The sequence below is a fragment of the Streptacidiphilus anmyonensis genome (genome assembly GCF_000787855.1).
Classification (GTDB): Bacteria; Actinomycetota; Actinomycetes; order Streptomycetales; family Streptomycetaceae; genus Streptacidiphilus; species Streptacidiphilus anmyonensis.
The window spans coordinates 164,409-180,477 of record NZ_BBPQ01000006.1 but is presented as its reverse complement, the minus strand read 5'-3'; the positions used below and the strand labels follow the sequence as shown (position 1 = coordinate 180,477).

The 16,069-nt window shown below is 73.3% G+C and carries 18 protein-coding genes; 7 read left to right on the top strand and 11 right to left on the bottom strand.

Going from position 1 to position 16,069, the window contains the following annotated elements:
- Positions 1-63: 63 nt before the first annotated feature.
- Complete coding sequence (locus TR50_RS09570) at positions 64-1,164, top strand: aminoglycoside phosphotransferase family protein (protein WP_084700004.1); 1,101 nt, start codon at positions 64-66, stop codon at positions 1,162-1,164.
- Between the two features lie 200 nt (positions 1,165-1,364).
- On the opposite strand, the gene TR50_RS09565 is transcribed toward TR50_RS09570, so the two are convergent.
- Positions 1,365-2,498 (bottom strand): acyl-CoA dehydrogenase family protein, encoded by a 1,134-nt coding sequence (locus TR50_RS09565; RefSeq protein WP_042417568.1) that lies wholly within the window; start codon positions 2,496-2,498, stop codon positions 1,365-1,367.
- 20 nt (positions 2,499-2,518) lie between these two features.
- A complete protein-coding gene (locus TR50_RS09560; protein WP_042417564.1) occupies positions 2,519-3,013 on the bottom strand; it encodes a hypothetical protein in 495 nt (164 codons plus the stop codon).
- Between the two features lie 137 nt (positions 3,014-3,150).
- On the opposite strand from TR50_RS09560, the gene TR50_RS50075 reads away from it, so the two are divergent.
- Positions 3,151-3,243, top strand: coding sequence for a putative leader peptide (locus TR50_RS50075; protein WP_369405711.1), 93 nt, complete (start codon positions 3,151-3,153; stop codon positions 3,241-3,243).
- A gap of 346 nt (positions 3,244-3,589) precedes the next feature.
- On the opposite strand, the gene TR50_RS09555 is transcribed toward TR50_RS50075, so the two are convergent.
- The 6 genes from TR50_RS09555 to TR50_RS09535 all read right to left on the bottom strand — a co-directional run bounded on the left by TR50_RS09555 (position 3,590) and on the right by TR50_RS09535 (position 8,359).
- Positions 3,590-3,781 (bottom strand): DUF397 domain-containing protein, encoded by a 192-nt coding sequence (locus tag TR50_RS09555; RefSeq protein ID WP_042417807.1) that lies wholly within the window; start codon positions 3,779-3,781, stop codon positions 3,590-3,592.
- Between the two features lie 283 nt (positions 3,782-4,064).
- Positions 4,065-5,231 carry a thiolase family protein gene (locus tag TR50_RS09550; protein WP_042417561.1) on the bottom strand — a complete coding sequence of 389 codons (1,167 nt, stop codon included), beginning with the start codon at positions 5,229-5,231 and terminating at the stop codon, positions 4,065-4,067.
- Positions 5,228-6,367: a thiolase family protein gene (locus TR50_RS09545; RefSeq protein WP_042417557.1), complete on the bottom strand. Its 1,140-nt coding sequence runs from the start codon at positions 6,365-6,367 to the stop codon at positions 5,228-5,230. Before TR50_RS09545 ends, TR50_RS09550 begins: the two co-directional genes overlap by 4 nt.
- A complete protein-coding gene (locus TR50_RS50360; protein ID WP_439654207.1) occupies positions 6,364-6,894 on the bottom strand; it encodes a Zn-ribbon domain-containing OB-fold protein in 531 nt (176 codons plus the stop codon). Before TR50_RS50360 ends, TR50_RS09545 begins: the two co-directional genes overlap by 4 nt.
- Entirely contained in the window at positions 6,891-7,382 is a 492-nt protein-coding gene (locus TR50_RS50355; RefSeq protein WP_439654206.1) for a Zn-ribbon domain-containing OB-fold protein, read from the bottom strand. Before TR50_RS50355 ends, TR50_RS50360 begins: the two co-directional genes overlap by 4 nt.
- A 173-nt stretch (positions 7,383-7,555) precedes the next feature.
- The gene (locus TR50_RS09535) at positions 7,556-8,359 is read right to left on the bottom strand and encodes a crotonase/enoyl-CoA hydratase family protein (RefSeq protein WP_042417554.1); all 804 of its coding nucleotides are present in this window, start codon (positions 8,357-8,359) and stop codon (positions 7,556-7,558) included.
- A 172-nt stretch (positions 8,360-8,531) separates the two neighbouring features.
- Here TR50_RS09535 and TR50_RS09530 point away from each other — a divergent pair, with 172 nt between their 5' ends.
- The 3 genes from TR50_RS09530 to TR50_RS50070 all read left to right on the top strand — a co-directional run bounded on the left by TR50_RS09530 (position 8,532) and on the right by TR50_RS50070 (position 11,719).
- Positions 8,532-10,154, top strand: coding sequence for an acyl-CoA synthetase (locus TR50_RS09530; RefSeq protein ID WP_042417551.1), 1,623 nt, complete (start codon positions 8,532-8,534; stop codon positions 10,152-10,154).
- A 168-nt stretch (positions 10,155-10,322) separates the two neighbouring features.
- A complete protein-coding gene (locus tag TR50_RS09525) occupies positions 10,323-10,994 on the top strand; it encodes a hypothetical protein (protein WP_152648324.1) in 672 nt (223 codons plus the stop codon).
- A 233-nt stretch (positions 10,995-11,227) separates the two neighbouring features.
- A complete protein-coding gene (locus TR50_RS50070) occupies positions 11,228-11,719 on the top strand; it encodes a DUF2087 domain-containing protein (RefSeq protein ID WP_042417543.1) in 492 nt (163 codons plus the stop codon).
- Here TR50_RS50070 and TR50_RS09515 read toward each other — a convergent pair whose 3' ends face one another.
- Both TR50_RS09515 and TR50_RS09510 read right to left on the bottom strand, forming a co-directional pair.
- Positions 11,720-12,724 carry a ketopantoate reductase family protein gene (locus TR50_RS09515; protein WP_042417535.1) on the bottom strand — a complete coding sequence of 335 codons (1,005 nt, stop codon included), beginning with the start codon at positions 12,722-12,724 and terminating at the stop codon, positions 11,720-11,722.
- A gap of 172 nt (positions 12,725-12,896) precedes the next feature.
- On the bottom strand, positions 12,897-13,448 hold the full coding sequence (locus TR50_RS09510) for an NADPH-dependent FMN reductase (protein WP_042417530.1): 552 nt from the start codon (positions 13,446-13,448) through the stop codon (positions 12,897-12,899).
- Positions 13,449-13,596: 148 nt separating this feature from the next.
- Between TR50_RS09510 and TR50_RS09505 the strand changes: the two genes are divergently transcribed.
- A complete protein-coding gene (locus TR50_RS09505; protein WP_042417520.1) occupies positions 13,597-14,250 on the top strand; it encodes a TetR/AcrR family transcriptional regulator in 654 nt (217 codons plus the stop codon).
- A gap of 157 nt (positions 14,251-14,407) precedes the next feature.
- Complete coding sequence (locus TR50_RS09500; protein WP_052440874.1) at positions 14,408-15,346, top strand: N-acetylmuramoyl-L-alanine amidase; 939 nt, start codon at positions 14,408-14,410, stop codon at positions 15,344-15,346.
- On the opposite strand, the gene TR50_RS09495 is transcribed toward TR50_RS09500, so the two are convergent.
- Positions 15,329-15,925, bottom strand: coding sequence for a DUF2231 domain-containing protein (locus TR50_RS09495; protein ID WP_052440873.1), 597 nt, complete (start codon positions 15,923-15,925; stop codon positions 15,329-15,331). The genes TR50_RS09500 and TR50_RS09495 overlap by 18 nt on opposite strands.
- Positions 15,926-16,069: the final 144 nt, after the last annotated feature.

The window sequence follows — 16,069 nt, the reverse complement described above, 5'->3', positions numbered from 1 at the left end:
GGGCGGAGGCACCGGACGCACCGGACGGAAGCACCGGTCAGACGAAGGGATCAGGACGCACCCATGTACTCACCGGCTCTCTCCCCCGCACCGGTGGCCCGCCCGCAGGGCGCGCCCGCCGCTCCGCTCCGGCGACGTTCGGGCCTGGGGCTCGACCCCCGGTTGCGCGAGCCCGGCGGACAGCCCTCCGCCCGTCCCAACCATGGCGCGCAACAGCTGCGCCGCCCCGCGCCCGCGGTCGCCCGCCCCGGCACCGCGCCGCGCCCCGAGAGCCCTGTGCAGCACTCCCCCCAGGTCCGTGCCGTGCTGGCCCACATCTCGCGGATAGCTCCCGCCTTCGTGCCGCGCCAGCTGCTCCAGGACCGTCGGCACGTGCTGATCGCGGGGACCTCCGGCCGCACCCCGGTGGTGGCGAAGGCCCTGGCGCGCCCCGGCGAGGACCTCGACGGCATGGAGCGCTTCCAGCGCGAGATCGCCGCGCACCGCGCCTTCGTGCGCCACCGTCCGCCGGTCCGGCTGCCGAAGCTGGTCGCCGCCGACTCCGACCGCTGCGTCTTGCTGATGGAGCGCGTCCCCGGCCGCCCGGCCGCGCGTGAGCGCCACCCCTCGGACACGCCCACACCGGGCGAGGTGCGTGCCATCGTCGGCGCGATCCGCGCCCTCAACCTGTGGCGTCCGCCGACCGGCGTCTTCGACCGCCCGCTCGACTACACCCGCGAGATCGCCCGGTACCACGCCCTCGGCCTGCTGACGGACCGTGACACCAGCGATCTGCAGCAGCTGTTGCACGGCTTGGCCCACCAGCCCTGGCAGTTCTGCCACGGCGACGCGCTGCTCACCAACGTCCTGCTGGCGCCCTCCGGCCCCGTCCTGGTCGACTGGGAGCAGGCCGGCTGGTACCTGCCGGGCTACGACCTCGCGCTGCTGTGGACGGTCCTGTCCGGCGACACCGGGGCCCGGCGGCAGCTCAGCCAGATCGCACAGTCCACCGGCACGCTGGGGCGCGACGCGTTCCTCATCAACCTGATCCTGGTGCTGATGCGGGAGATCCGTCTGCACGACGTCCCGGGCGCGGGCGAGGAGCAGCGCATCCTCATCCGTCGCCTGCACGAGGACGCCTCCCTCGCCCGCCGTGCGGTTCGCGCCGCCGTGGGAACGCGCTGAGGCGAACCGGTCGGGTCGAAGCGCTCGTCAGCGGCTCCGTGTTGCGGTGAGCAGGCGCCGACCGTGCCGACCTCCGCCCACCGACCGGTGCTCGCCGGCGGCCCGCCCCGCCCGAGCGAGGTCCGGCACGTGGCGACGTCGCCCCGAGCGGTGTCGTCGCCCACTGCTCTCGGGGGTCCGCCGGGTGGAACGGAGCCGCCTCAGGACTCCGCGGCGGCGCGGAGCAGCGGAGCGCCCGTCGGCAGCAGGGCACGGGTGGTGAGGCCGTCGCGCAGGTGGCGCTCCAGTGGGACGGTGCGATGGAGACCGGCCGGCCCCGCGAGGGCGACGGAGCGGTGCACGACGGCGAGCGCCAGGTCCGCGACGCGAGGCGCGAGGAGGCGGGCGCGGCGGTCCGCGCCGGGGCGTGCCGCGTCGACGGCGACGGCCAGGCCCGTCAACAGCTCCTCGGCCGCGATGAGTTCGAGCTCCAGAGCACCGCGATCCAGCTTGGAGAGCCCCTTGACGTGCCGGACCAGCCAGGCCCGGGCGGCTCGGGCGATGCCGAGGCAGATCGCCGCAGCAGCGAGACGGCGGCCCGCCTCGTCCCGCGCGTCGGGCGGCGGCAGGCGGTACGCCGCGTCCAGCAGCACCTTCTCGAAGTGGACGTCCTGGTTCGCGCCCGCGCGCAGGCCGAGCTGCTCCGAACCCGGCTCGACCAGCAGGCCGGGCGTGTCGCCCGGCAGCAGGAAGACGGCCTGGCCGTGCGCCGCGGCGGTGTCGTCACCGTTGACCTCGGCCGTCCCTGCGACCGCTTCCGCCTCCGCGTCCGTGTCCGTGTCCGCGTCCGCTTCCGTGTCCGCGGCGACCACCAGCCAGGCCAGCGCCTCCGCGCCCGGCACACCGTGCTCACGGCCGGTCAACTGCCAGCCCTCGGCCGTCTGCTGGGCCGTCACCTCGGCCCCGGCCTCGGAGCCCGGCCCGCCCGGCGGCAGCAGGCCGACCAGCGCGGGGCCGCGGCGCGAGTCCGTGAGCAGCGCGCGGTAGGCCTCGACCGGCCAGCGCCCGGTGCGCGCCTGGGCCTCGTGGGCGAGCAGGGTGTCCCCGGCCAGCAGGGCGACGGACGGGTCGCCGCTGCCGAGCGCGGAGAGCAGGTGGACGGTCTCGGCCAGGCCGGCGCCGGCTCCGCCGTACTCCGCCGAGACGGTCAGGGTGAGCAGCCCGGCCGCATGGACCTCCTCGATCCCCTGGTAGGGGAAGGCGCCCTCACGGTCGTGCTCGTCGGCACGGGCCGCGAGCAGATCGACGACGCGGGGCAGGCGGGTCATGGCCTCGTCGGCCCGGGGGAAGGACATCGTCGGCTCAGCCGTTTCGCTCAGACCTGGAACATGTCGGCGGGCAGGGGCTTGAGGAGCTTGTAGAGGTCCTCGCTGACCGGGCGGTCCCAGGTGACGACGGTGACCAGCACGTCGTCACTGCGGCCGAACTGGACGCAGGCCAGTCGGCCCTCGCTGAGCTTGTACTTCTTCACGATCAGCAGGCCGTCGTCGAGCATGACGGGGAAGTCCTCGCTGTCGAGGACCTCGACCGGCTCCTCGCTGCCCACCACGGCCAGCATCTGATGGACCTCGAGCGGCACGCCGTCCTCAGGCTCGCGGGCGGCGGAGCCGGCCCGAAGATTGCCGATGATCATGGACGGTCCGCGGCCGCCCATGAGGTCGTATCGCAGCAGCACGCCGTGGCAGCTGCCGTCCTCCGGATCACTGAGCAGGACGGCTCCGAAGTCGCCCGGCCAGTCGCCCGGATCCATCGCGAGAATATCGAAGTCCGGGCCTGCGGGGGTGCCGGAGCGGCGGCGAAGGAAAGCCATGAGGCCATCGTACGTGCCCGCGCGGATGACGAACGCGTGACCGGTGGGTGGCGGGTCGCGGTCGGAATGGTCGGTGGACGTACCGGACGCCGAGATCAGGTTGACGAACGGATCACGTTCCGATTACGTTCGGCCACATGCAGAGATCGCCACAACTGGTGAGCAGGGGTCACATCGACCTCATGCGCGTGGCGTCGGCTGCTTGTCACGCCTGCTGTCCGAGCCGCTGACGCCTCGGCGGCACGTGGATCCCCACGGATCCCCCGTGCCGGTGCGCAGCACTCCGGGGGCCCCTCGTTCCGCCGACGGCATCGGCCCAGGTTCGGCCGTGCGCCTGCGGAGCGTGTGTCCCTTCTGCGAACCTGGACCCGGTAAGGGACGGAAACACCCACCAGAAATCTCGTCCGCCCGGCCTGCCGGCCGCGGGGGGCGAGCCCGCTCGGCACCGCGTGGGGGCGTGTGCGAGTGGGCTGGGCGCCGCGTCGACCCCGTGGGGGTGGTCGACGCGGCGCTCCTCAGACGAGTCGCCGCCCGCTGTCCGCGGCGGGCTGCCGCCGCGGACAGCGGACTGCGTGCTCAGGTCAGATCGAACTCGCCGTCGCGAGCACCGAGCACGAACGCGTTCCACTCCGCTGGAGTGAAGATCAGCGACGGCCCCTCGGGACTGCGCCCGTCGCGCATCGCGATGTATCCGTCGATGAAGGCCACCTGCACGTCACCCACACCCTGGCTGCTGGACAGCCACTCCGCCCCGCTCAGGTCGAGCATGGGTTTCCTCTCGTCAACGCCAACCCCGATCGGGCCCCGCTGAGCGAAAACCCCGGCCCCCGCGGTCACGTCGAAGAATGCGTCGCTTGCCACGTCGAGCTCCTCCCGCCGTCAGTTGATCCCACTGTAATCTCCGCGCCTGCTCGCGGTAGAGGGCTTCGACACGATCCGCCCGTGCGGGTGACAACGGGCGGATCGGCCTGGTAGGGGCGGTGGTTCGGCCCTGCGATCCGGTGATCGGTTCAAGTGATCGGTTCAAGTGGTCGGTTTCCGGCGGTGCGGATCAGCGGTCCGGCCGGTCACTCCCGACGAGCCACATGGAGAAGAACTGCGCACCGCCGCCGTAGGCGTGGCCGAGGGCCCGGCGGGCGCCGTCGATCTGGTGCTCGCCCGCGAGTCCGCGCACCTGGAGCGCCGCCTCGGCGAAGCGGATCATGCCGGAGGCGCCGATCGGATTGGAGGAGAGCACGCCGCCGGAGGGGTTGACCGGCAGGTCGCCGTCCATCTCGGTGACGCCGGCCTCGACCAGCTTCCACCCCTCACCCTGGTCGGCGAAGCCGAGGTTCTCCAGCCACATCGGTTCGTACCAGGAGAACGGCACGTACATCTCCACGGCGTCGAGCTGGCGTCGCGGGTCGGTGACGCCCGCCTGCCGGTAGACGTCCGCCGCGCAGTCGCGGCCCGCCTGCGGACTCACGTAGTCCTTGCCCGCGAAGATGGTCGGCTCGCTGCGCATCGCGCCGCCGTGGACCCAGGCCGGCGGTCGGGGCGTCCGGGCGGCGCCGCGCTCCCCCGTCAGCACCAGCGCGCAGGCGCCGTCGGAGGAGGGACAGGTCTCCGAGTAGCGGATCGGGTCCCAGAGCATCGGCGACGACTGCACCCGCTCCAGCGTCAGATCGTGCTCGTGCAGGTGCGCGTAGGGGTTCTTCAGCGCGTTGCGGCGGTCCTTGAACGCCACCATCGAGCCGACGGCGTCCGGCGCGCCGGTGCGCCGCATGTAGGCGCGCACGTGCGGAGCGAAGAACCCGCCCGCCCCGGCGGTCAGCGGCTGCTGGAACGGAACCGGCAGCGACAGGCCCCACATCGCGTTGGACTCGGACTGCTTCTCGAACGCGACGGTCAGCACGGTCCCGTGCACGCCGGCCGCGACGAGGTTCGCCGCGACCAGCGCGGTGGAGCCGCCGACGGACCCGGCCGTGTGGACGCGCAGCATCGGCTTGCCCACCGCGCCGAGGGCCTCGGCGAGGTAGAGCTCCGGCATCATCACGCCCTCGAAGAAGTCCGGCGCCTTGCCGACGACCACGGCGTCGATGTCGGCCCAGCCCAACTCGGCGTCGGCCAGCGCCCGGACGGCCGCCTCGCGGACGAGCCCGGCGATGGAGACGTCCTGGCGGGCGGCGACGTGCTTGGTCTGGCCGACCCCGACGACGGCCACGGGCTGCTTGCTCATCGCGTTCCTCCCCCGGTGCCGCGGGCGCTTTCGAGGACGGCCACCAGGTTCTGCTGAAGGCAGGGCCCCGAGGTGGCGTGGGCGAGCACCCGGTCGGCCTCGCCCCGGTGGATCAGGGCGGCGGCCTCGCCGATGCGGATCAGCCCGGCCGCCATGACCGGGTTGGCCGCCAGCGGTCCGCCGGAGCGGTTGACCGGGACACGGTCGTCGAGGTCGAGGGCGCGCCGCAGCACGATCTCCTGGGCGGTGAACGGCGCGTGCAGTTCCGCCGCGTCGAGCGGCGCGTCGAACGCCCCGGCCGCGCTCGCGGCGAGGCGGGTGGACGGCGACTCGGTGAGGTCGCGCACGCCCGGCTGATGGGCCTCGATCCGGTGGTCGATGCCGCGGATCCAGGCGGGGTTGGCGTTCAGGGCCCGTGCCGTGTCGCCGGCGGCGAGGATCACCGCAGCCGCGCCGTCGCTGATCGGCGGGCAGTCGTGGCGGCGCAGCGGCTCGACCTCGTAGGGCCGCCGCAGCAACTCGTCGACGTCGGCGCTGCCGCGCAGCTGGGCGTGCGGGTTGCCGGTGGCGGCGCGGCGGCTGCGCACGGCCGTGCGCGCGAGGCCGCGCTCGTCGGTGAGGCCGGCGTCGATCAGCGCCTGGGCCTGGAGGGCGGCCAGCGCGATCGAGTCGGGCCACAACGGGGCGAGGGTGTAGGGGTCGAGCTGCCGGGTGAGCACGTCGCGCACGCTGCCGGGCGAGGACTTTCCGTAGGAGTAGACGAGGGCGGTGTCGGCCTCGCCGGTCTGCAGCTTGACCCATGCCTCGTACAGGGCCCACGCGCCGTCCATCTCGACATGGGACTCGGAGATCGGCGGCCAGGCGCCGACGCCGTCGAGCGCCATGGTGAAGGAGAAGGCGCGGCCCGCGAGGTAGTCGCTGCTGCCGGAGCAGGTGAACCCGATCCGGTTGGCTGTCAGTCCCGTCTGCTTGAGTACGTCGTGGAGGACGGGCATGACGAGCTCGACCTCGGAGAGCTGGTCGGTGCGCCGGGTGTGGCTGCTTTGGGCGAAGGCGACGACGGCGACGTCCCGGCCGCCGGTGCGGGCCGCCGAGTGCGCGGCCGGGTGGGTGGCCGGTTGGGCGGGGCTGCTCACATCCACCTCCGGTAGCTCTCGGGGTCGGCGTCGGGCTCGCCGGTGGGACGGAAGTGGCTGATCGAGGCAAGGCTCGGGCCGAGGCGTCGTTCGTCCCAGACGGCTTCGACGCGCTGCCCGATCCGGACGTCGGCGTAGGGGGTGTCGCCGATGCGGGCGTGCAGGCCGACGTGTGCGCCGTCGAGGAGCACGTAGGCGTAGCAGTAGGGCACTTCGACATCCAGGCCCTTGGCGGCGATGTTGACGATGCAGAAGGTGGTGACGGTGCCGGTGTGCGGCAGCTCCAGCTGCTCCGGGGTGGCGATGCCGCAGGTGGGGCAGGCGCCGCGGGGCGGCACGTAGACACGGGTGCACTGCGGGCAGCGCTCCGCGAGCAGCCGCTTCTGCGGCAGTGCGGTGAGGAAGCGCGTCTGGGCGCTGCCGGGGCTGTAGGTGTACTCCAGCCGGGCCGGGATGGTCACCCGGGTCACGGGCTCGACGCCCGCGAGGCCGGGGATGCCGGCCAGGAGTTCGGCGGCCGTGGTCATGCGGAGCCCTCCGCTCGGGGCCGCTGGGCCGTGTCCGGGGCGTCGGCCGCCTCGGGCGCGGGCTCGAAGCAGGCGATGTCGGTGATGGCGCCGCTGCGCTCCTCGGCCCAGCGGATGGCGACGCGCATGCCGGTGCGCACGGCGTCGCGCGGCGCGTCGAGCGCGTGCAGCAGCGCGGTGTCCGCGCCGTCGAGGCGGACCAGCACCCAGGCGAAGGGGGTGTCCAATGGCTGGTAGGGGCGCGGTCGTTCGTTCCAGGCCCAGGTGGTCACGGTGCCGAGCTGTCCGAGCGGGACGAGCTCGGTGAGCTCCGCCGCAGTGACGGGGTCGTACTCGGCGGGCGGACACAGCACCCGCCCGTCGCTGCCACGCGCCCCGAGCACGACGCGCTCGCGCAGCCCGGTGAGGAAGGCGCCGAGCACGGGGCCGGTGGAGCGGGTGAACGGGAACTCGACGATCAGCGGTGCGCTCAGCACCTCGGGGGGCATGGCGGTACGTCCTTTCGCGTGCTTTCGGGATCTTTCACGATGCGGGCTGGAACGGAGCGGGGCGGAGCGGAGCTCGGTGCCGACCACGTCGGCAGACCCCGCAGGCCGACCACGCAGACCGCCGCGTCGGCCGACCACGCAGACCGGTCGCGGGCGCCGGACTCGCGCGGGGCCTATCGCCTGCGGTAGACCGGCGCGCGCTTCTCGGCGAAGGCGCGGGGGCCCTCCTTGGCGTCCTCGGTGGCGAAGATCGGCCAGCCGATCTCCAGTTCGCGCTTGAGCCCTTCCTCCTCGCTGAGCGCCGCGGTCTCGTAGACCGAGCGCTTGACCGCCTCGACGGCCAGCGGCGCGGCCTCGTTGACGGCCTCGGCGAGTTCGAGCGCGCGCTTGAGGGCGGTGCCGTCGGGGACGACGCTGCCGACGAGGCCGATGTCGCGTGCCTCGGCCGCGCTGTAGCGGCGGCCCGTGAGCAGCATCTCCAGGGCGTGGGTGTGCGGGATCTGCCGGGCCAGGCGGACGGTCGAGCCGCCCACCGGGAAGAGGCCGCGCCGCACCTCGAAGAGGCCGAAGGAGGCCGACTCCGCGGCCACACGGATGTCGGTGGCCTGGAGGACCTCCGTCCCGCCCGCCACGCAGACGCCCTCGACGGCGGCGATGACCGGCTTCCGCGGACGGTACTGACGCAGCATCGCCTTCCAGTGCAGATCCGGATCGGCCGCGAGCCGCGCGCGGTAGGGATCGTCCTGCGCGAATCCGCCGCCGGCCAGCGCTTTCAGATCCATTCCGGCACAGAAGGCCCCGCCGGCGCCGGTCAGCACAATGGACCGGACATCGTCGTCGGCGTCCGCCTCGATCCACGCGTCGTGCAATCCCACCAGCATCGGTATCGAGAACGCGTTCTTGGCCTCGGGGCGGTTCAGCGTCAGGACGAGCGTCGCGCCGTGCCTTTCGATGATCAGATGTTCTGTGCCTGCCATGGGGCCGCCTCCGCATGCCGCAGCAACCGAATCCCGCTCAGATCTAGAACAGGTTGCAGTCTTGCTGACGGGTTTTCAAGTGCCGCTTCCAAAATCAAGTACGCGCGGCCAAGACCAAGTTCGAACCGTCGGAAGCCTGGAGTTCTGCTCGAACCGCTCCTACTCTCCGGCCATGGAATTCAACCTGGCCGATCTGTTCGAGCAAGCGGTTGACCACTACCCCGAGCGCGAGGCGATCAGCTGCGCCTCCGCCGAGGGCACCGCCGTCCACCGGCGCACCTTCGCCGAGTTGGACGAACGGGCCAACCGTCTCGCCCACCACCTCCAGGAGGCCGGTCTCGGCCCCGGAGACCGCATCGGCGTCTACGCGCTGAACTGCGTGGCATGGGTCGAGTCCCTGCTCGCGATCTGCAAGGTCCGCGCGGTCTGCGTCAACGTCAACTACCGCTACGTGACGGACGAACTGGCCTACCTGCTGGGCATGGCCGAGCCCGCCGCGCTGATCTATCAGGAGCGCTATGCCGACCGCGTGGCGGAGGTGCTGCCCGGCCTGCCCGGCCTGCGGCACCTGATCGTCATCGACGACGGCGCGGCCCCGCCCGCGGGCCCGGTGCCGCAGGCCGTCCCGTACGAGAAGGCCCTCGCCTCCGGCGGGCCGCGGCGCGACTTCCCGCCGCGCTCGCCCGACGACCACTACCTGCTGTTCACCGGCGGCACGACGGGCCTGCCCAAGGGCGTGGTCTGGCGGCAGGAGGACGTCTTCTTCGCACTCGGCGGCGGCATCGACGTCACCAACGGCCATCGGATGGCCACCCCCGAGGAGATCGTGACCAGCGGGTACGCCAACCCGATGACCTTCTTCCCGATCGCGCCGCTGATGCACGGCGCCACCCAGTGGGGACTGATGCAGCAGCTCTTCAAGGGCAACCGGGCGGTGCTGATCGACCGGTTCGTGCCCGAGCGGGTGTGGCAGCTGGTCGGCAGCGAGGCGATCCAGGTCGTGATGATCACCGGCGACGCCATGGGCCGCCCGCTGGTCGAGGCGCTGGACCGACCGGAGGCCGGGGCCTACGACCTGACCTCGATGTTCGGCCTGGTCAGCAGTGCGGCGCTGTTCTCCGCGCCGGTCAAGCGCCGCTTCCTGGAGCGCTTCCCCACCCTCTACCTCAGCGACGCCGTCGGCTCCTCCGAGGGCGGGGCGGGCGGCGTCGCCCACTGGAGCGCCGACGAGAAGGAGGGACAGGGGACGGTCACCACCCGCCCCATCGGTGACTCCGAGGTCGTCGACGACGAGCTCAACCCGCTGCCACCGGGCGTCGCGGGCAGGCTCGCCCGCCGCGGCAACATCCCGCTGCGCTACCTCGGGGACCCGGTCAAGAGCGCCGAGGTCTTCCGCACCGCGCCCGACGGCACCCGCTACGCGGTCCCCGGCGACTGGGCCCGGCGCGAGGAGGACGGCCGGATCACGCTGCTCGGACGCGGCTCGTCCTGCATCAACACCGGCGGCGAGAAGGTCTTCCCCGAGGAGGTCGAATCCGCGATCAAGTCCCATCCGGCCGTCTACGACACCGTGGTCGTCGGCGCGCCCGACGAGCGCTGGGGCGAGACCGTGGTCGCCCTGGTCCACCAGCGCGACGGCTCGGCCGAGCTGACCCTGGACGCGCTCCAGGCGCACTGCCGTGACCACGTCGCCGGCTACAAGGTCCCGCGCCGCCTGCACCTCGTGCCGGGCATCGAACGCACGCCGACCGGCAAGCCGGACATGCGCTGGGCGAAGCGGATCGCCACCGGCTGAGCCAGGCGATCCAGCGGAGTAGTTCAGGGTGATCTCAGGGTTCTCCCTCAAACGTCCCTGGAGTGATCCCCGATGTTGCCCGGTCTCGTCCCTGCGAACGAGCTCATCGTCCGGTCCAGCGGCTACCGTGGAGTTCTCTGGTCTGGGCGGGAGCGAGGAGGCTGACCGGTGATGGGTCCCCTGGTCATCGTGGTTCTGCTGGTCCTGTTCGTGCTGCTCGGGATCGGTGCGCTCGTCGTGGTGGGCACGGTCAAGGCGGCTCGCGCCGTCGGCGCGAAGGCCGAGAACATGGCACTGAAGGCCCGTGCCTACACCAACCCCGGCCCTCCGGGCCGGATCGCCTCGGTCCGCCTGCGCCTGCGCGGCGCGCTCGAGGGCACGCGCCAGGCGCTGGAGTCCGCCGTCTCCCAGGACGCGCAGGTCGGCGAGTCGCTCCAGCTGCTGAAGCGCCTGGAGGCGCACGGCGCCGAGTTGGACGTGCAGTTGCGCGCCCTGGAGCACGAGCCCGAGGCCTCCCGCGTCGACGCCAAGCTGCCGGAGCTGCGCGCCCGCGCCGAGCAGATCACGCACGCGGCGGAGGAGCTGCGGTGGGCGGTCCAGGACCGCCAGCACCGCTTCTCGGAGGACGAGGTGTCGCGCCTGAGCGACGAGTGCACGCAGGAGGCGGACGCGCTCCGACACTGGGCCCGCCCTGAGCCCACGGCGGAGGGCGCGGACCCCCACCGCGGCGAACCCGGCCGCCTCACCTCCGGCCGCTGGCCCACCGCCGACGAGGTCCTCGGCTTCGTCGACCGCATACGTCGCCCCAACCCCAACAACGAGACCCCCAATCCGCGCTGAGCGCCGCTCCCTCCGGGGAGCCGGAGGCAGCCCAGCACTGCCGCGCGGGTTCAGAGCTGTGCGCCGGCCGGCCGCCCGACCTCAAGCGCCACGCGCGGAACCCGGACCGCACGCGGGGTGCCCCGAAACGGGCGTGCCCGTGTCGCGCGCGGGGGGCAGGTTCGGGCGGGGGGCGCGTTCGGGCGAGGAAAAGGGTTCGCGTCCGTCCTTCGGGTCTCCCTAGCCTGAGGGGCATGCCTGATATCGCTCTGCTCGCTCCCCTGGCCTCCGCGCTTTCCGACCGGGACCGGTTGGTGGCCTTCGCCCGCGTCGTACTCGCCGGGGAGGAAGGCGTCGAAGCCGCCGCGCTCGGGCGGCATGGGGCGCGGTTGGAGCAGGTGGGGCTGGTGGAGGCCAGGGAGGGGCGGGTCCACGCCCGTACGGAGGCGTTCGCCGAGGCGATGCGCGGACCCGCGCGGACGGAGGCGTCCGAGGTGGCGCAGTTGTTCAAGGACGGGCGGCTGACCGAGATGCCGACGCGTCCTGCGCGCCGGCTCGCGGTGCTCGCCCACCTCACCGACCGGGCCTTCGAGCGGGGCGTCTCCTACTCCGAGCCCGAGGTCAACATCGCTCTCAAGCAGTACTGGGACGACTGCGCGGCGCTGCGCCGCTACCTCGTCGAGAACGGCTTCCTGACCCGTTCCGCGGACGGGACCTCCTACCGGGTCAGCGCCGCGGGCGCGTAGTCACCGCGCCGTCCTCGCCAGCTCGGAGCGCAGCTCCGCCGGGGCCGCGCTGCCGGGCGGCAGGCCCTCCGCGGCGAGGCGGATCACCTCGCGGCGGACAAGGTCGTTGGCGGGGGTCGGCACACCGTGGAGGCGGCCCAGCATGGAGATCTCGCCGTTGAGGAAGTCCACCTCGACCCCGCCGCCGCGGGTGAGGCTCTGCCAGGTCGAGCCGCCGGCCCGGACCACGTCCGGGATCGGCACGACGCCCATCCGCCCGCCCTGCACGGCCTGACGCTCCTCCTCCGTCGAGTAGGCGATCCCGGCGGCGTCCAGCACGGCGACACCCTCGGCGCGGACGATCTGCCACAGGTCGGCGGCGTTCGGGATGCCCTCGCGGCCCACCAGGGCCTCCAGCGCGTTGGCGAGGTTGTTGAGGAGCTTGCCGTACTTCCAGCGCATCACGTCGGGGACCACGGGCGCGTCGAACATGCTGTCCTTCAGGTCCGCCGCGATGCGCGCCGCGAAGCGGTCCGCCGCGCTCGTGAAGCCTCCCAGCGTCAGGATTCCCGAGAGCGGCGCGCAGTGGGTGACGACGGTGCCGGGCTGCAGGTGGGTGGCGGGCAGCCACACGCACATGCCGACCACGTCGGCGAAGTAACGCAGCGCGGCGCCCTCGTTGGCCACGCCGTTCTGCGCGCAGACGACGGGCAGCGTCTCGCCGGCCGTGCCGCCGCCGCTGACGGCGGCCCGCGCCCAGTCGCGCAGGACGGCCTCGGTGTCCTGCGACTTGACGGCGAGCACGAGCACGTCGTCGGGGCGCAGCGGGCCCAGGTCCTCATGGTGGGCGTAGGCGGGGATCCGCATGCGCTCGGTGCCCTGCGGCGTGACCAGGCGCAGTCCGTCGGTGCGCAGCGCGTCCAGGTGCGCGCCGCGCGCCACCAGCGCGACCTCGTGCCCGCTCTGGGCCAGCCGCCCACCCATCGCGCCGCCCACGGCGCCCGCCCCGACGATCACATAGCGCATGGTCCGAACAGTAGCGCCGGTTCGCCGTCGAATCCGGGATTACGCGCTCGGCACAGCCCGGCTCCCCTGCCCCTGCCCCGGCGCGGTGGCACGGCAACCGGCCCCGCCCCTCGCACGCGGGAGGGACGGGGCCGGTTGCCGCCGACGGGGCGGCGGTGGTGGAACGACGCGATCAGGCCGCGGCGGCGACAGAGATCTGGCCGAGGACGGCGACGAGCTGGGCCGCGACCTCCTCGTCGTCGACGGGGTGGGTCTCCGCGAAGCGCACGACCGAACCGGGGACGGAGAGCTTGACGTCCTCGAGGACCTTGGCGCCGGCGATGCCGGCGGCCTTGCGGGCCTCGTCCTGGGCCCAGACGCCGCCGAACTGGCCGTAGGCGGTGCCGACCACGGCGACCGGCTTGCCGGTCAGCGCGCCGCCGCCGTAGGGGCGGGACAGCCAGTCGATGGCGTTCTTGAGCACGGCCGGGATGGTGCCGTTGTACTCGGGCGAGAAGAGGATGACGGCGTCGGCGGCGGCGACAGCCTCGCGCACCGCGGTGGCGGCGGCCGGGACCGAGCCCTCGACGTCGATGTCCTCGTTGTAGAACGGGATGTCGGCCAGGCCCTCGAGGATGGACACCTCGGCGCCCTCCGGCGCCAGCTTCACGGCGGCCTCGGCGAGCTGCCGGTTGTGCGAGCCGGCGCGGAGGCTGCCGACAAGGGCGACGATGCGGACGGACATTGGGATCTCCCGAGAGGTGGGTCTGTGCGAAGTGTTGTGAGGTCTGCGCGGGCCGGTGGCCCGCGACTAGCGGACCGTGGTCCGTTTTATGTCTAGCATAAAAGCGGACCACGGTCCATTTATTCCGTCCGGGCGCTACGCTGGAGACATGACCCCGCCCTCCGAGCCCATTTCGCTCAGCCCCGAGGCGCGACCCGCCGAGGGGCGAGCCGTGCTCCCGCTCTACGACCAGGACCCGACCGAGCGTGCCGACGCCGCGCGCAACCGGGCCAAGCTGCTCGAGGCCGCCGCCGCCCTCATCCGGGAACAGGGTGCCGAGCATCTGACGATGGACGCCGTCGCGACCGCGGCCTGCGTGGGCAAGGGCACCGTGTTCCGACGCTTCGGCGACCGGGTCGGGCTGCTCTTCGCGGTGCTGGACCAGACGGAGCGCGAGTTCCAGAACGCCTTCATGTTCGGACCGCCGCCGCTGGGGCCCGACGCCGATCCCGTGACGCGCCTGGAAGCCTTCGGCGTGGAGTCGCTGCGGCGTCTGGCCGCCGACATGAACCTCTACCTGGAGGCCGACCAGCAGGCCTCCGCCCGCTACGGCGCCCCGCCGCGCAAGGTCCGCGCCCGCCACGTCTCGATGCTGCTGCGCAGGGCACAGGTCGAGGGCGACGTGGAGCTGCTGACCGAGACCCTGCTCGGCACGCTGGATCCGGCCTTCGTGAACCACCTGCTGACCAACCGCGGCCGAACCGCCGAGGAGCTCGAATCCGGCTGGTGCGACCTGGTCGCCCGCATCACCCACCACTGCTGAGCCGCCCCTGACCGGGACCTCCGCTGCCCGGCGCCCGTGCCGCCGTCAGGGTGGTCCGGCCGCGGCACGCCGACGCACCACGTCCGGCAGGCCCGAACGGTGTGCTGCCGTGAACGAGGCAGAACAGGTCTGTCCACGGACCGTGGGAGGTGCGGGCATGCGGGCAACCGGCCTGGCGGCGATCTCGGTGGTCTCGGCGCTCGCGATGCCGGCCGTCCTCGGCGCAGGGGCGCTCGGCCCAAGCGCACCCAGCCGGGCGGCGGTCCCGCGCGGCCTGCCGCTGCTGCCCCTCGCCGGGCGCACCGTCGTCCTCGACCCCGGCCACAACCCCGGCAACACCGACCACCTGGACGAGATCAACCGCCTTGTGGACGTGGGCAACGGCCTCAAACCCTGCAACACCACCGGCACGTCGACCGACGCGGGTTACAGCGAGGCCCAGTTCACCCTCGACCTGGCCCGCCGGGTGCGGGTGCTGCTGCTCGCCGAGGGCGCGCGGGTGGTCCTCACGCAGGACGGCGACCGGCCCTGGGGGCCGTGCGTCACCGAGCGCGCCGCGATCGGCAACGCCGCCCACGCGGACGCCGTGGTGGCCCTGCACGCCGACGGGGCGGCTCCCGAGGGCTACGGCTTCCACGTGATCCTGCCTGCCGAGGTCGTCGCCGGCGCAGCCGACACCCGCCCGATCGTCGCGCCCTCGCGCAGCCTCGGCGTGACTCTGCGCGACGCGTACGCGGCCGCGACGGGCGAGCCCTTCGCCACCTACCTCGGCGGGGGAACCGGCCTGATGGTCCGCTCCGACCTCGGCGGGCTGAACCTGTCGAAGGTGCCCGCGGTCTTCATCGAGTGCGGCAACATGCGCAACACCGCGGACGCGGCCCGGCTCTCCGCACCGGCCTGGCGTGAACTGGCCGCCTTCGGGGTCGCCCTGGGCATCACACGCTTCCTCGCCGCGCCCACGACGGACGAGTCGGGTGCCGAGGCCGCGACCGACACGACCTCGGCCTCGGCCTCGGCCACCACTACAACCACGACCACAACCGCCACCACCGACAGCCCGGCGACGACGTCGCCCCCGTCAGGCGGCGTCGACTGACCCTCCGTGAGCCAGGTGGCCGCCGATCATGCCCGCGACGGTGACCACCGCAAGCCCCGCGAAGCCGAGCACGCGGCCACGCCCCGAGCGCCCACGCAGGCGCGCGGTCCAGGAGAGGCCGTAGAGCGCCGTCGCCGTGGCACCCGCGGCGGCGTGCACCAAGCCAACGCGGCGCTCCTCGGCAGTGGGCAGCTCGGCCCAGTCGACCCAGCCGGCCAACTCCGTCGGCAGCGCGCCGAGGAACCCCAGCGCGACCAGCAGGGTCGCGGCGCGGCGCTCGCCCGGCACGAGGTCCAGCACGGCGGCCGAGGTCCAGCAGCCGATCGGGATCTGCACCAACGCGGGATGGGCCGAGTAGCCCAGCCATCCGCCGCGCAGTCCCTCCCGGACCGCGCCGAGCGGCAGTGAACGCACGAACGGGCGCAGCCGGTCCGCCAGGGGGTCGAGCTGGTCGAGCCGCTCGAGTCCGTCGATCCGGTCCAGGGTCTCGGTAAGGATCCGCAGCCCCGGGCGCAGGGCCGGGAGCGAGCCCCAGGTCCCCTCCGCGCGCGGGGCGGCCGTCGCACCGCTGATGTCCATGCTGTGTGGCTAACCACCCTGCGGGTCGCTGAAACCGCGCCTGCGCCCGGCCGGACGCGCGTCCTCACCCGCCGGGCCGTGCCGGGCCGTCGCGCCAGCCTCGCCCCCGCCCTCCTCCTCGCCCGATCCGGCGACCCCACCGAC

What these genes read in the sequence shown, in the direction of transcription:
- TR50_RS09495 (WP_052440873.1), bottom strand. Translation starts at nt 15,925, where the DNA reads ATGGACATCAGCGGTGCGACGGCCGCCCCGCGCGCGGAGGGGACCTGG.
- TR50_RS09570 (WP_084700004.1), top strand. Translation starts at nt 64, where the DNA reads ATGTACTCACCGGCTCTCTCCCCCGCACCGGTGGCCCGCCCGCAGGGC.
- TR50_RS09530 (WP_042417551.1), top strand. Translation starts at nt 8,532, where the DNA reads ATGGAATTCAACCTGGCCGATCTGTTCGAGCAAGCGGTTGACCACTAC.
- TR50_RS09515 (WP_042417535.1), bottom strand. Translation starts at nt 12,724, where the DNA reads ATGCGCTATGTGATCGTCGGGGCGGGCGCCGTGGGCGGCGCGATGGGT.
- TR50_RS09555 (WP_042417807.1), bottom strand. Translation starts at nt 3,781, where the DNA reads ATGCTCGACCTGAGCGGGGCGGAGTGGCTGTCCAGCAGCCAGGGTGTG.
- TR50_RS09560 (WP_042417564.1), bottom strand. Translation starts at nt 3,013, where the DNA reads ATGGCTTTCCTTCGCCGCCGCTCCGGCACCCCCGCAGGCCCGGACTTC.
- TR50_RS09510 (WP_042417530.1), bottom strand. Translation starts at nt 13,448, where the DNA reads ATGTCCGTCCGCATCGTCGCCCTTGTCGGCAGCCTCCGCGCCGGCTCG.
- TR50_RS09535 (WP_042417554.1), bottom strand. Translation starts at nt 8,359, where the DNA reads ATGGCAGGCACAGAACATCTGATCATCGAAAGGCACGGCGCGACGCTC.
- TR50_RS09565 (WP_042417568.1), bottom strand. Translation starts at nt 2,498, where the DNA reads ATGTCCTTCCCCCGGGCCGACGAGGCCATGACCCGCCTGCCCCGCGTC.
- TR50_RS50075 (WP_369405711.1), top strand. Translation starts at nt 3,151, where the DNA reads ATGCAGAGATCGCCACAACTGGTGAGCAGGGGTCACATCGACCTCATG.
- TR50_RS09500 (WP_052440874.1), top strand. Translation starts at nt 14,408, where the DNA reads ATGCGGGCAACCGGCCTGGCGGCGATCTCGGTGGTCTCGGCGCTCGCG.
- TR50_RS50355 (WP_439654206.1), bottom strand. Translation starts at nt 7,382, where the DNA reads ATGCCCCCCGAGGTGCTGAGCGCACCGCTGATCGTCGAGTTCCCGTTC.
- TR50_RS50070 (WP_042417543.1), top strand. Translation starts at nt 11,228, where the DNA reads ATGCCTGATATCGCTCTGCTCGCTCCCCTGGCCTCCGCGCTTTCCGAC.
- TR50_RS09505 (WP_042417520.1), top strand. Translation starts at nt 13,597, where the DNA reads ATGACCCCGCCCTCCGAGCCCATTTCGCTCAGCCCCGAGGCGCGACCC.
- TR50_RS09550 (WP_042417561.1), bottom strand. Translation starts at nt 5,231, where the DNA reads ATGAGCAAGCAGCCCGTGGCCGTCGTCGGGGTCGGCCAGACCAAGCAC.
- TR50_RS50360 (WP_439654207.1), bottom strand. Translation starts at nt 6,894, where the DNA reads ATGACCACGGCCGCCGAACTCCTGGCCGGCATCCCCGGCCTCGCGGGC.